General features: G+C 67.1%; 8 protein-coding genes and 2 rRNA genes. 4 read left to right on the forward strand and 6 right to left on the reverse strand.

The window, feature by feature from the left end:
* The first annotated feature begins 51 nt into the window (after positions 1-51).
* Positions 52-3,172: ribosomal RNA gene (locus CCS38_RS03385) — 23S ribosomal RNA — on the forward strand.
* Positions 3,173-3,246: 74 nt separating this feature from the next.
* Positions 3,247-3,363, forward strand: a 5S ribosomal RNA gene (gene rrf, locus CCS38_RS03390).
* A 153-nt stretch (positions 3,364-3,516) separates the two neighbouring features.
* Here the strand turns inward: rrf and CCS38_RS03395 are convergent.
* From CCS38_RS03395 to CCS38_RS03420, 6 genes are all read right to left on the reverse strand, one after another.
* Positions 3,517-5,229 (reverse strand): type VI secretion protein, encoded by a 1,713-nt coding sequence (locus CCS38_RS03395; protein ID WP_372456979.1) that lies wholly within the window; start codon positions 5,227-5,229, stop codon positions 3,517-3,519.
* A 115-nt stretch (positions 5,230-5,344) separates the two neighbouring features.
* Positions 5,345-6,784, reverse strand: a complete 1,440-nt coding sequence (locus tag CCS38_RS03400) for an ATP-binding protein (protein ID WP_223731708.1) — start codon at positions 6,782-6,784, stop codon at positions 5,345-5,347.
* Between the two features lie 28 nt (positions 6,785-6,812).
* Entirely contained in the window at positions 6,813-8,375 is a 1,563-nt protein-coding gene (locus CCS38_RS03405; RefSeq protein ID WP_223731678.1) for an SCO6880 family protein, read from the reverse strand.
* Positions 8,372-9,700 (reverse strand): hypothetical protein, encoded by a 1,329-nt coding sequence (locus CCS38_RS03410; protein ID WP_223731679.1) that lies wholly within the window; start codon positions 9,698-9,700, stop codon positions 8,372-8,374. The genes CCS38_RS03405 and CCS38_RS03410 overlap by 4 nt, the downstream gene beginning before the upstream one ends.
* A complete protein-coding gene (locus CCS38_RS03415) occupies positions 9,690-10,544 on the reverse strand; it encodes a hypothetical protein (RefSeq protein ID WP_223731680.1) in 855 nt (284 codons plus the stop codon). The genes CCS38_RS03410 and CCS38_RS03415 overlap by 11 nt, the downstream gene beginning before the upstream one ends.
* A 445-nt stretch (positions 10,545-10,989) precedes the next feature.
* Positions 10,990-11,298 carry a DUF8827 family protein gene (locus CCS38_RS03420; RefSeq protein WP_031067282.1) on the reverse strand — a complete coding sequence of 103 codons (309 nt, stop codon included), beginning with the start codon at positions 11,296-11,298 and terminating at the stop codon, positions 10,990-10,992.
* Between the two features lie 423 nt (positions 11,299-11,721).
* Here CCS38_RS03420 and CCS38_RS03425 point away from each other — a divergent pair, with 423 nt between their 5' ends.
* Both CCS38_RS03425 and CCS38_RS03430 read left to right on the forward strand, forming a co-directional pair.
* A complete protein-coding gene (locus CCS38_RS03425) occupies positions 11,722-12,708 on the forward strand; it encodes a C40 family peptidase (protein WP_223731709.1) in 987 nt (328 codons plus the stop codon).
* Positions 12,709-12,940: 232 nt separating this feature from the next.
* Complete coding sequence (locus CCS38_RS03430) at positions 12,941-13,759, forward strand: phosphatase PAP2 family protein (protein WP_223731681.1); 819 nt, start codon at positions 12,941-12,943, stop codon at positions 13,757-13,759.
* Positions 13,760-13,808: the final 49 nt, after the last annotated feature.

Consider the following 13,808-nt stretch of genomic DNA (forward strand, 5'->3'; position numbering starts at 1 on the left):
ACGGGTGGCTGGTCGTTGCTTGAGAACTGCACAGTGGACGCGAGCATCTGTGGCCAAGTTTTTAAGGGCGCACGGTGGATGCCTTGGCACCAGGAACCGATGAAGGACGTGGGAGGCCACGATAGTCCCCGGGGAGTCGTCAACCAGGCTTTGATCCGGGGGTTTCCGAATGGGGAAACCCGGCAGTCGTCATGGGCTGTCACCCGCTGCTGAACACATAGGCAGTGTGGAGGGAACGCGGGGAAGTGAAACATCTCAGTACCCGCAGGAAGAGAAAACAACCGTGATTCCGGGAGTAGTGGCGAGCGAAACCGGATGAGGCCAAACCGTATTGGTGTGATACCCGGCAGGGGTTGCCAGTGCGGGGTTGTGGGATCTCTTTTTCACAGTCTGCCGGCTGTGGGACGAGTCAGAAACCGTTGATGTAGTCGAAGGACATGCGAAAGGTCCGGCGTAGAGGGTAAGACCCCCGTAGACGAAACGTCAGCGGCTCGTTTAAGAGACACCCAAGTAGCACGGGGCCCGAGAAATCCCGTGTGAATCTGGCGGGACCACCCGTTAAGCCTAAATATTCCCTGGTGACCGATAGCGGATAGTACCGTGAGGGAATGGTGAAAAGTACCGCGGGAGCGGAGTGAAATAGTACCTGAAACCGTGTGCCTACAAGCCGTGGGAGCGTCGCGCAAGGACTTGTCCTTGCGTCGTGACTGCGTGCCTTTTGAAGAATGAGCCTGCGAGTTTGCGGTATGTTGCGAGGTTAACCCGTGTGGGGAAGCCGTAGCGAAAGCGAGTCCGAAGAGGGCGTTTTAGTAGCATGCTCAAGACCCGAAGCGGAGTGATCTAGCCATGGGCAGGTTGAAGCGGAGGTAAGACTTCGTGGAGGACCGAACCCACCAGGGTTGAAAACCTGGGGGATGACCTGTGGTTAGGGGTGAAAGGCCAATCAAACTCCGTGATAGCTGGTTCTCCCCGAAATGCATTTAGGTGCAGCGTCGTGTGTTTCTTGCCGGAGGTAGAGCACTGGATAGGCGATGGGCCCTACCGGGTTACTGACCTTAGCCAAACTCCGAATGCCGGTAAGTGAGAGCGCGGCAGTGAGACTGTGGGGGATAAGCTCCATGGTCGAGAGGGAAACAGCCCAGAGCATCGACTAAGGCCCCTAAGCGTGTGCTAAGTGGGAAAGGATGTGGAGTCGCAGAGACAACCAGGAGGTTGGCTTAGAAGCAGCCACCCTTGAAAGAGTGCGTAATAGCTCACTGGTCAAGTGATTCCGCGCCGACAATGTAGCGGGGCTCAAGCACACCGCCGAAGTCGTGTCATTGCAGCAATACTCCCAACGGAGGCTGTGATGGGTAGGGGAGCGTCGTGTGCCGGGTGAAGCAGCCGTGGAAACGAGTTGTGGACGGTTCACGAGTGAGAATGCAGGCATGAGTAGCGATACACACGTGAGAAACGTGTGCGCCGATTGACTAAGGGTTCCTGGGTCAAGCTGATCTGCCCAGGGTAAGTCGGGACCTAAGGCGAGGCCGACAGGCGTAGTCGATGGACAACCGGTTGATATTCCGGTACCCGCTTTGAAACGCCCAATATCGAATCAGAGGATGCTAAGCCCGTGAAGCCGGCCTGGAGTCTTCGGACAAAGGGACGTGGTGGAGCCGGTGACCCGAGTCTGTAGTAGGTAAGCGATGGGGTGACGCAGGAAGGTAGTCCAGCCCGGGCGGTGGTTGTCCCGGGGTAAGGGTGTAGCCCGTGTGGTAGGCAAATCCGTCACACGTTAAGGGTGAGACCTGATGCCGAGCCGATTGTGGTGAAGTGGATGATCCTATGCTGTCGAGAAAAGCCTCTAGCGAGTTTCATGGCGGCCCGTACCCTAAACCGACTCAGGTGGTCAGGTAGAGAATACCGAGGCGTTCGGGTGAACTATGGTTAAGGAACTCGGCAAAATGCCCCCGTAACTTCGGGAGAAGGGGGGCCATTGCTGGTGATGGGATTTGCTCCCTGAGCTGGTGGTGGCCGCAGAGACCAGCGAGAAGCGACTGTTTACTAAAAACACAGGTCCGTGCGAAGCCGTAAGGCGATGTATACGGACTGACGCCTGCCCGGTGCTGGAACGTTAAGGGGACCGGTTAGCTGACCTTCGGGTTGGCGAAGCTGAGAACTTAAGCGCCAGTAAACGGCGGTGGTAACTATAACCATCCTAAGGTAGCGAAATTCCTTGTCGGGTAAGTTCCGACCTGCACGAATGGCGTAACGACTTCTCGACTGTCTCAACCATAGGCCCGGTGAAATTGCACTACGAGTAAAGATGCTCGTTTCGCGCAGCAGGACGGAAAGACCCCGGGACCTTTACTATAGCTTGATATTGGTGTTCGGTTCGGCTTGTGTAGGATAGGTGGGAGACTGTGAACCGATCACGCCAGTGGTCGGGGAGTCATTGTTGAAATACCACTCTGGTCGTGCTGGATGTCTAACCTGGGTCCGTGATCCGGATCAGGGACAGTGTCTGGTGGGTAGTTTAACTGGGGCGGTTGCCTCCCAAAGGGTAACGGAGGCGCCCAAAGGTTCCCTCAGCCTGGTTGGCAATCAGGTGTTGAGTGTAAGTGCACAAGGGAGCTTGACTGTGAGACTGACGGGTCGAGCAGGGACGAAAGTCGGGACTAGTGATCCGGCGGTGGCTTGTGGAAGCGCCGTCGCTCAACGGATAAAAGGTACCCCGGGGATAACAGGCTGATCTTCCCCAAGAGTCCATATCGACGGGATGGTTTGGCACCTCGATGTCGGCTCGTCGCATCCTGGGGCTGGAGTCGGTCCCAAGGGTTGGGCTGTTCGCCCATTAAAGCGGTACGCGAGCTGGGTTTAGAACGTCGTGAGACAGTTCGGTCCCTATCCGCTGTGCGCGTAGGAGTATTGAGAAGGGCTGTCCCTAGTACGAGAGGACCGGGACGGACGAACCTCTGGTGTGCCAGTTGTCCTGCCAAGGGCATGGCTGGTTGGCTACGTTCGGGAGGGATAACCGCTGAAAGCATCTAAGCGGGAAGCCTGCTTCAAGATGAGTACTCCCACCTCCTTGAGAGGGTAAGGCTCCCAGTAGACGACTGGGTTGATAGGCCAGATATGGAAGCCCGGTAACGGGTGGAGTTGACTGGTACTAATAGGCCGAGGGCTTGTCCTCAGTTGCTCGCGTCCACTGTGTTTGTTCTGAAGTAACGAACTCGCCATGTCGGCTGGAGTTCAACTTCATAGTGTTTCGGTGGTCATAGCGTTAGGGAAACGCCCGGTTACATTTCGAACCCGGAAGCTAAGCCTTTCAGCGCCGATGGTACTGCAGGGGGGACCCTGTGGGAGAGTAGGACGCCGCCGAACAATCATTGTGGGAAAGCCCCGCACCTCTGGTGCGGGGCTTTTCTGCGTTCAGGGGTCATGGCTCCAGACACGACCCACGCTCAGGCGTCGGAGTACCCCGACGAGCGCTGGCCAGGATGGCGACCGTACTCCTGGAGTCCATAGCCCGCGTCCTCAGTCCGGCAGGGAGGCGTGGGGCCAGCGGGCGCGGGCCTGCTCGGGGGAGCGGAGCGTGGCGAGCGTCAGCAGGCCCTGCGTGCTGCCCGAGGCGAGGAGCTCGGGAAGGGCCGGAAAGGGGGCCAGCGCCGCGATGTCGTCCAGGACGAGGGTGAGTGGTGGGTCGAGGCGACCGTCAGATGACCGTTCGGCCATGCGGCGGCCGCGCTCGACCACGCTCGAGACGAGTGCGGTGAGCAGGGGCATCGCACCCGGTGCCGTACGCGGGTCCTCGATCGACTCGCCCACTACGTAGAGCGTTCCCCCCTCAGCCGCGAAGGAATCAAGCGCGAGCGCATCGGCCCGCCCCGGATTGCAGGCGTCCCGGATATGTACGGAGGAGAGGGCGGCGAGCGCGCGGGCGACCAATTGCTGGGCCATGTCGCGGCGTTCGGGGTGGGCGGTCAGTACGGACTCCAGCTCGCCGGCTCGGCCGGCTGCGGCCTTGGAGTTCGTACGGAGGATGCGTACGGGCTCATGGGCGGCGCCGCTGCCCTGGGCCCAGCGGTGGATCTGCCGGAACGGCCTGCCGTCCACGGCGGCCGCGTGCAGCCAGCAGCGCAACAACGTCTCAGCGGCGTCCGCCAGGGCTGAATCGAGCGTGCTCATCGGGCGGACGGGGGCGAGAAGGGCGGCCGTGCGGGTACCGGCGACGGCGATGTCCTCGCAGCCCGCGGTGGGAGACCAGCGCAGGCGGGCGGGGGTGTCGAGGAGGTGCAGCGGGTCGTACGCGTGCAGCGGCCCGAGCTTCGCGCGGGCGTCCTTGCTCTCGGCCCAGAGCGTCGGGTCGGTCGTCGCCACGAGGAGCGGTCCCTCGGCGGCGGTGATCGCGGCGAGCGCGGCGGCGCGGGCGGCGGGGCGCTCGGAGCGGTGGTGATAGTGGACGCGGGGGAGCGCGGGGACGTCGTCCGTAACGGCAGTGGCGGGGATGCTGTTGGGGGCACCGATGGGAATGCTGGTGAGGATGTTGGCCGAGGCGCCGGCGGGGATGCCGGTGTCGGCGTCCGTGGGCGGCTGTTGGGCCGGTACGGAAGCAGGTAGGGGGGCAGGCACGGCCGCAGGTACGGGCGTTGCCTCCACACCCGTCGTGCGGCCCTCCACGGCTGCGGCCGGGTCGCCGGCTGGGACGGCGGCCGGGGTACCGGCTGCCGTCGACGCCGGGGACGCATCCGCGGCCGGAGCGGTCGGGACTGCGGCCGGTGCCGCCGGAGTTACGGGTGGGGCTGCCCCCTCCGCGCGTCGCTTCGCTCGGCGTTCCGCGCGGACCGCGCGGAGGCGGGTGATCGTGCCGAGGGCGAAGATCGTGAGGACGACCAGGACCATCAGTTCGCTGATGAAGACGCCCCAGAACAGCCCGTAGCCCGAGAGCTGGCCGGCGGGCGTGGCGGGCCAGGCCGCGGGCAAGTCGTGCGGCTGGGTGGCCAGTTCGCGCATGGCCAGGGGCGTGTGGGTGAAGGTCAGCTGCTCGGGCCAGCTGCCGTGGGCGAAGAGGCCGGAGAGGCCCGTGGCGAGCCATACCAGGACCGTCAGGCCCAGGAGAAAGGCCAGCACGCCGACGAGCAGCGAGTCGGGGATGCCGCGCTCCCGGCGGCGGGGCCCGGCCCCGCCGCCGGCGCCGTTCGCTCCGTACGCCTGCCCCTGCCGGTCGTATCGGTCGTACCCGTCGCTCACGCCACCGACCCGTCCTTCGTACCGCCCGTCGGTCCGTCTCTCTTACGCCACCGACTACGTGCTTACGCCACGACTACCGTGCGCTCGTTCTTCATGCCGCCCGCGGGCCCGCGTTCTACGCCACCGTCTCGCTCGATTCGTTGCTGAGCTGGCGGGCCAGGGCCATCGCCTCCGCGCGTGCTTCGGCCTCGGCGTCCGCCGCGCGCTCCAACGCCCGCGCCTCCTCGGTGGGCTGGCCCGACGCATCGGCCACGGAGGACTCGGTCATGGCGCGGTCGGTGTAGACGAGCGGGCGTTCGGCCTCGGTGATCAGGTGCTTGACGACCTGGACGTTGCCGTTGACGTCCCAGACCGCGATACCGGGCGTCAGCGTGGGGATGATCTCCACCGCCCACCGTGGCAGGCCCAGTACCCGCCCCGTGGCCCGTGCCTCGTCCGCCTTCTGGGCGTAGATCGTCCGGGTCGACGCCATCTTGAGGATGGCCGCCGCTTCCCGGGCCGCAGCGCCGTCCACGACGTCGCTGAGGTGGTGGACGACGGCGACGAAGGAGAGGCCCAGGCGTCGGCCGAACTTCAGCAGGCGCTGGAAGAGCTGGGCGACGAACGGGGAGTTGATGATGTGCCATGCCTCCTCGACCAGGAAGATCCGTTTCTTCCGGTCGGGGCGGATCCAGGTGTGCTCCAGCCAGACGCCCACGATCGCCATCAGGATCGGCATCGCGATCGAGTTGCGGTCGATGTGCGAGAGGTCGAAGACGATCAGCGGCGCGTCGAGGTCGATGCCCGCGGTCGTCGGGCCGTCGAACATGCCGCGGAGGTCACCGTCGACGAGGCGGTCCAGTACGAGGGCCACGTCCAGGCCCCAGGCCCGTACGTCGTCCAGGTCCACGTTCATCGCCTCGGCCGACTCCGGCTTCGGGTGGCGGAGCTGCTCGACGATGTCGGTGAGCACCGGCTGGCGGTCGGTGATGGTCTCGTTGACGTACGCGTGCGCGACCTTGAGGGCGAAGCCGGCACGCTCGTCGAGGCCGTGACCCATGGCCACCTCGATGATCGTGCGGAGCAGTGCCAGCTGGCCGGTGGTGGTGATCGACGGGTCCAGCGGGTTCAGGCGGATGCCGCCGTTCAGCGCCGCCGTGGGGTCCAGCCGGATCGGGGTTATGCCGAGCTGTTCGGCGATGAGGTTCCACTCGCCGACGCCGTCCTCGCCCTGTGCGTCGAGCACCACGACCTGGCGGTCGCGGAACCGGAGCTGGCGCAGTACGTACGTCTTCTCCAGCGCGGACTTGCCGTTTCCGGACTCGCCGAGGACGAGCCAGTGCGGGGCCGGCAGCTGCTGGCCGTACAGCTGGAAGGGGTCGTAGATGTACCCCTTGCCGCTGTACACCTCGCGGCCGATGATCACGCCGGAGTCGCCGAGTCCTGGCGCGGCGGTGGGCAGATAGACGGCCTGGGCCTGCCCGGTGGAGGTCCGTACGGGCAGCCTGGTCGTCTCCACCTTCCCGAACAGGAAGCTGGTGAACGCCTCGGTGAGCGCGGCGAGCGGATCGAGCATGGCCATGACGTACGCGCCTCCCAGCGGCTTAGCGGCGGATCCCGGTCGCGAACGGAAGCGTGTTGACGAAGGCCCTGTGGTGCTCGCGGTCGCACCACTCCAGCTTGAGGTAGGACTTGCCGGCCGAGGCGCGGATGGTCCGCTTGTCGCGGGCCAGCGCTTCGGGGGAGCGGGACGAGACGGTGAGGTAACCGACGAGGTTCACACCGGCCGCGCCGGACGCCAGGTCCTCGCCGCGCTGGTCGACGCGGCCGTGGTGGGCGACGTCGCGCGGGTCCACGACGCGGTTCATCTTGGCCGCGCGGCTGGCCTCCGCGTCGTCGTTCGTCTTCTCGGTCAGCATGCGTTCGATCGCGACCTCGGTCGGCTCCAGGTCCATGCAGACCGCGACCGTACGGATCACATCAGGGGTGTGCACGAGCAATGGTGCGAGGAAGTTGACGCCGACCGGGGTCAGCGGCCACTCCTTGACCCACGCGGTGGCGTGGCACCAGGGCGCGCGGGTCGTCGACTCGCGCGTCTTGGCCTGGAGGTACGTGGGCTCCATGGCGTCCAGCTCGGCCGGCCAGGCGTTGCGCTTGCTCATAGCCTGGATGTGGTCGATGGGGTGGTCCGGGTCGTACATGGAGTGCACGAGGGAGGCGAGGCGGGCCTGGCCGAGGGGCTGGCGTACGCGGATGTCGGCCTCGGCGAGGCGGGCACAGATGTCGGTCAGCTCGCGGGCCATGACGACGGCGAGGCCCGCGTCCTTGTCCAGGCGCTTCCGCAGCAGCCCACCGTGGTGCGCGCGCGCCGCGCGGGCCATGGTCTCCGCCTCGGCGGCCAGCTCGCGGGTGTAGTGCATACAGGCGACGAGGTACGCGCGGTGCTGCTCGGAGGAGGTGGAGACCATCGACTGCAGCTGGTCGTAGGAGTCCTGCAGCCACCCGGGGGAGTTCCGGTCGCCGCGCTGGGCGACGTCCTTGGCGTGCGCGTCCGGGTCCGCGGGGAGGGTGCGGGCGAGCATCTGCAGGCGGGTCACGAAGCCGTCGCCGTTCGCGACGTGCTTCAGCAGCGTCCCGAAGCGGTCGACCAGTGCCTCCTGGTCCTCGCTGTCGCGCAGGCCGACGCCCGGGCCCTCGATCTCTATCGCCGCGGTGACCGTGCGGCGGTCGGCGTGCAGCAGTACGGCGATCTCGTCCGGGCCGAAGGGCGCGGAGAGCCAGTTGATGCGGCCGATGCCGGGCGGCGGGCCGATCTCCACCTCGCGGCCGTCCAGGCTGATGCCGGCCTCGGGCGCGCCGGAGCGGTACGTCGTGCCCTTGCGCAGCATCCGCTTGTAACTGCGGTTGATCTCGAACCACTTGTAGAACGTCCGGCCGCGGTACGGGACGTACACCGCGGCCAGGGCCAGCATCGGGAAGCCGGTGAGCGTCACGATGCGCAGCGGCAGTACGGGCACGAGGAGGCCGCACATCATGCCGAGGAACGCGCCGGCGATGATCAGGGCGATCTCGCCGGTCTCTCGGTTCTTGCCGATGACGGCGTTGGGGCGGGCACGGCCGATCAGATACGTGCGTCGGGGCGTGATCGGGGGGGACTGGGTGCTCAACGCCCCTCACCTCCTGCTGTGTTGCCGGTGCGGGCGGAACCGCCCGAGGCCGCGCCGGGGCGGGGGCCTGGGCTCGTACGGGGTGCGGGCGGGGCGGCCGCGCCGGAGCCGCCGGAGCCGCTGCGGGAGCTGTGCGCGGCGACGCCGCCGGCCACGGCGTCGGCCGGGCGGGACTGGCCGCCGCTGTTGCCGTTGTCGCCGGTGTTGCCGCCGCCGTTGCGTGAGCTGTGGGTCTTGATGCCCTGGGAGACGAGGGCGGCGGGGGAGGAGATGAGAGCGGCGGCCTGACTGCCGTCCGTCGCCGCTTTCTTGCTCGTACGCGCCGCCATGATCTCGTCGCCGAAGCCGGGGACGAAGCGGTAGATCATCGCGCTGGCGAAGATGGCGAGCAGGATGATGGCGAGGCCGGAGACGATGGCGGAGAAGGAGTCCGGGCCCCGCTCGGAGGAGAGGGCGCCGGCGATGCCCAGCACGATCACGATGACCGGCTTCACCATGATCACCGCGATCATGATGCCGGCCCAGCGGCGGACGTGGCCCCACATGTTCTTGTCGACGAGGCCGGCGTAGACGACCGTGCCGAGCAGGGCGCCGACGTACAGCAGGGCGGCGCGGATCACCAGCTCCAGCCAGAGGACGCCGGCGGCGAGCACGGAGACGAGGGCGACGACGATCAGCATGATCGGGCCGCCGCCGATGTCGGTGCCCTTCTTCAGCGCCTCGGAGAACGACCCGAAGAAGATGTCCGTCTGGGCGCCCGTCCCCTTAGCGATGATCTCGGTGACGCCGTCGGTGGCTGAGACGATGGTGTAGAGGATCAGGGGGGTGAAGGCGGAGGCGAGGACGGTGAGCCACAGGAAGCCGACCGCCTCACTGATCGCCTCCGTGAGGCGTACGCCGCGGACGGCGCGCTTGGCCACGGCGAGCAGCCAGAGCACGAGCGTGAGGACCGTGGACGCGGCGAACACGACGGCGTACTGGCGCAGGAACGCGGCATTCGTGAAGTCCACCTGCGAGGTCGCCTTCACGGCGTCGGACAGCTTGGTCACGATCCACGCGGCAGCGTCGGCACAGCCCTTGGCTAGGGACTGGAGGGGGTCCAAGGGGTTGTTGTCGGAGAGGCCGCCTGGCGTGGGAGGCGTGCCACTGGATTTGTCGCCGTTTTCGCAGTAGTCCTTGGCAGGGCCTCGGATCAGGTCACAGTTGTCGCTCGGTTTGGGATCCGGCGCAGCAAAGGCCCGCGAGGCGAGCAACACCGCTGAGGTCTGGATGCCGGTGACCAATCCGGTGAGCGTGAGGGCGCGACGGCGAGACTTACCGGGCATACGTGAACCCTCCGAACCCTTCGACGGCCTTGGACATCTCCTCGGCCGTTGCAGCGGCCTGGTCGCGGCCGACCGGTGCCGGCCCCTTCTTCTGTGTCAGATCGGCGATCTTCCAGTCGCCCTCGACCCACTGCAGCTGCATGGTGGTCGTGTACCAGCTCTCCGCCACCGGATTCTCGGATCCCTCGCCCGCGAGACCGAAGAGCGAGGAGTACCAGACGGCGACCTTGGCGGTGCTGCCATCGAACTTCTCGATCTTCGTCCCGACGGGGTTCACCCGGGATACGAACGTCATCCCCTCGGGCGCGCTGCCATCTGCCTTCAGTCCGATCCGACCAAGGAACTCAGGGTCGGCGTACACCTTGCGCAGGCTTTCCTTGCGTGCTGCCGCGGTGGACGGCGTGTAGACGGCATCGACGATCGCGTCTCGTTCCTCGGACTCGTACATGCCGTCGCCGGCGAGTGCCACCGAATAGTTGGCCGCGGCGGATTGGGCACCCTGCTCCGTCTTCGGGAACCCGGAAGGTACCGGGCCGTTTTTGTCGGAGACCGGGCGTTCGCCCGTAGGGGTGGTGGGCTGGGCCGCCGGGGCGCCCGAGTCGGGGTTGGCGGAGTCGGAAGTGGAGTCGGTGCCGCCGCGGTTGGCGAAGGCGATGGCCGCGATGAGCAGGACGACCACGCCGACGATCGTCACCAGATTGCGGCTGGACATGCCGCCGCGGGGGCGGCGGCCCGTGCCGTACACGTCGCCCTCGCTGCCGGGAAGTCTGGTGCGCGTCTGGCCGGCGGGACCCTGGCCGCCGTACTCCCCGCCGCCGTACGCTCCGTCATCTCCGAGACTCATGGTGCCTGTGCCCCCTCAACCGGCATCGCTGCCGTTTTCGCCGTCGCCTTGCCGCAACCCGGGTACGACCGTAGCCGCGTGCGAGACGGCCAGGGCGTCCTGGTACGAGTACACCCCACTGTGACGGAACGGCGAACCCGCCCGCAGCGCCTGTGGATAACTACGCGGCGGGTTCGGAATCCGCTGTGGGTGGGTGGACGGAGTGGGCATCAGCATGTGGCCTCGGGTGGGAATGTGGGCCAGGTGGGGCGGCCGCGCACAGACGACGACCATGGGACGTGAGCCGGGGCGCGGCGCGGGAGAGCGCGTGGTGGGCGCGTGGACGGACGGGCGGGGCGTACGGACGGGCGTACGACAGGTGTACGGGACGGGAGGCGGCGGCCGGCGCGCGGCGGCTGCCGCGCGGCCCGGCGGGCGCCCTGGCAGGCGGTGACGGTTCGGCCGGCTAGACCGCCATGCCGTAGACGATGGTGAAGAGGGTGCCCAGTGACCCGATGATGAAGACGCCGGTCAGGCCGGCGACGATCAGGCCCTTGCCCTGCTCGGCGCTGAAGGTGTCGCGGAGAGCCGTGGCGCCGATGCGCTGCTTCGCCGCGCCCCAGATCGCGATGCCGAGGCAGAGGAGGATGGCGACCGCCATCACCACTTCGACCATGACGCGTGCCTCGTTGCCGAGACTCCCGAACGGGCCCCAGTCTGGGGCGATTCCGCCGATAATGGTGGTGATGTCGCCCTTTTCGGCCGCAATGAACATAAGTGAACTCACCGCCCCTAATGGGTTGTTGTCTCCCGCACCACATGGCACGGCCAGCCTCTATCTTCGCTGACGATTGCCCGTGAGGATGTCGACTTGCCGTCAAACTTTGGCGGATCCCGTGTGGGCGGCGAGGGCAGGGAGGTGCACGTCGTCCGTAGAGCCCGCCATTTTCACCGTGTGTACCACGCGGGGTCACGCTGGGCAATTGACGGTCGGTCGGTGGTTGAACGGCGGTCGACCGGCGACGGGGCGGGCCGAGAGCGGTCGCGGGCGGCGCGGGCGTGGCCGTGGCCGCGGTCGTGGCCGAAGGGAACTGTGTGCGGAGAACGCCGGTTTGAGGCGGGGCGGACACGGACACGGTTCGTCGGTAGCCTGACGGGGGTCGACGTGGGGGTGAGGGGTGCGGTGCGCAAGATCTGGATGGGAGCGGGGATCGGTGCGGGTCTCGGTGCCTGTTTTCTCGCGCTGCTGATCATCGGTACATACGCGGCGGCCGGCCTCGGCGGGACCGCGGGACGGGTCGTCGGGCTGGCGAAGGGCGCGGTGCCGGCGGCGTATCAGCCGCTCGTGCAGAAGTGGGGCACGCTGTGCCCCGCGATCAACCCGGCGCTGCTGGCCGCGCAGCTGTACCAGGAGAGCGGCTGGAACCCCAAGGCGCAGAGCCCGGCGGCGGCGCAGGGGCTCGCGCAGTTCATCCCCGGTACGTGGGCCACGCATGGCGTCGACGGTGACAATGACGGCGACAAGGACGTGTGGGACCCGGTGGACGCGATCGCGTCGGCGGCCTCGTACGACTGCGAACTGGCCAAGTACGTCAAGAACGTCCCCGGGGACGCCACGCACAACATGCTCGCGGCGTACAACGCGGGCGCCTACCGCGTCATCCAGTACGACGGTGTGCCGCCGTACCGGGAGACGCAGAATTACGTCAAGGTCATCACCACCCTCGCGAAGAGCTTCGAAGCCCCCACGCAGCGGGTGCAGCCCTCGCAGCAGGCGGCCGGGGCGATCTACTACGCACAGAAGAAGCTCGGGACGCCGTATCTGTGGGGCGGGAACGGGACGCCGGAGCAGGGTGGCCGGTTCGACTGTTCGGGACTGACCAAGGCCGCTTTCCAGTCGGTCGGGGTCGAGCTGCCCCGCGTCGCCAACGACCAGTGGAACGCCGGGCCGCATCCGAAGCGGGACGAGCTGCTCCCCGGGGACCTGGTGTTCTTCGCGTACAACCTGAACGACCCGCGGTCGATCCACCATGTCGGGATCTACGTGGGGGGCGGCTACATGATCAACGCCCCGTACACGGGGGCGGTGATCCGGTTCGACAAGATCGACACCCCTGACTACATCGGCGCCACTCGCGTCACAGAAGATGGCGCAAAAGCGCTCCCTCGTCGGAACGCTGCGTGAACATGGGGCCTGAGCTGCGGAGATGAGTCAAGCTTCGATAACGTCCTGGTGATCATCCGGTGGAATGTGGAACGTCGTGCGGGCGCATGACGTTTCCTTGGAGTGGGTGTGAGCGGCGCTGCCGGAGCACGGCGACGGAAGGCACGGCGCACACCGCAGTTGCTCGACGACCACGGGGGTTGGCAGCACTCGGACGGCGCTCACGCGCGCGAAAGGTTAGGGGCCCCGGCACATGGCTGGACTCGCACTGGACGGGTCGAACCCCGACGTTGGCCTGCTCTTCGAGGTCAACGGCCTCGCCAAGGACGCTCCGCACTGGTTCGACCAGGTGATGGAGTACGTCGGCGAGTACGGCATCATCGCCGGGCTGGCGATCCTGTGCCTCATCGGCTGGTGGGGCGCTCGTAAGAAGGCCGATGCGCCCGCCGCCGTGGCGGGCCTGGTGTGGGCGCCGCTGGCCGCCGGCCTCGCGCTGCTGGCCAACATCCCGATCCGGGAGTTCGTGGCGCGGCCACGCCCGTTCAAGGACCACCAGGGCCTGGAGGTCCTGGTGGCGGGGAAGAACGACTTCTCGTTCGTGAGCGACCACGCCACGCTGACGATGGCCGTCGGTGTCGGCATCTTCATCGCGCACCGCAAGTACGGGCTCATCGGTATCGGCCTGGCGCTCCTGGAGGGCCTGTGCCGGGTCTACATGGGCGTGCACTACCCGACGGACGTCATCGGCGGGTTCGCGCTGGGCACGGCGGTCGCGCTGCTGTTCGCGCCGCTCGCCCAGGCGCTGCTCGTGCCGCTCATGAAGGCGATCGCGGCCTCCCGCATCGGGGCGCTGGTCCAGGTGCCCCGCGCGGGCACGGCGCACGCAGGCGGAGCGGGTGAGGGGGACGGCGCGGCTGTGACGGACGCGTTCGGGCCCGCGGGGGCGGCCGGTGCCGTCGGGGCCGGGGGCCCCGACGGGTTTCCGGAGCCGCCCGGCCCGGCCGGCGCGCCGCGCCGTACGGAGGGCGTACCGGCCGGCCGCAAGGACCGGGACAAGGACCTCGCCGCCTGAGCCGAGGGACTCTCCTGTCCGAGGGTCGGACTCACGATCCGAGGGACGG

Source organism: Streptomyces purpurogeneiscleroticus, assembly GCF_020024005.1.
Lineage (GTDB): Bacteria > Actinomycetota > Actinomycetes > Streptomycetales > Streptomycetaceae > Streptomyces > Streptomyces purpurogeneiscleroticus.

Bases quoted from the DNA above. Each gene is read 5' to 3' on its own strand.
- CCS38_RS03400 (WP_223731708.1), bottom strand. From the start codon at position 6,784: ATGCTCGATCCGCTCGCCGCGCTCACCGAGGCGTTCACCAGCTTCCTG.
- CCS38_RS03410 (WP_223731679.1), bottom strand. From the start codon at position 9,700: ATGCCCGGTAAGTCTCGCCGTCGCGCCCTCACGCTCACCGGATTGGTC.
- CCS38_RS03415 (WP_223731680.1), bottom strand. From the start codon at position 10,544: ATGAGTCTCGGAGATGACGGAGCGTACGGCGGCGGGGAGTACGGCGGC.
- CCS38_RS03420 (WP_031067282.1), bottom strand. From the start codon at position 11,298: ATGTTCATTGCGGCCGAAAAGGGCGACATCACCACCATTATCGGCGGA.
- CCS38_RS03425 (WP_223731709.1), top strand. From the start codon at position 11,722: ATGGGAGCGGGGATCGGTGCGGGTCTCGGTGCCTGTTTTCTCGCGCTG.
- CCS38_RS03430 (WP_223731681.1), top strand. From the start codon at position 12,941: ATGGCTGGACTCGCACTGGACGGGTCGAACCCCGACGTTGGCCTGCTC.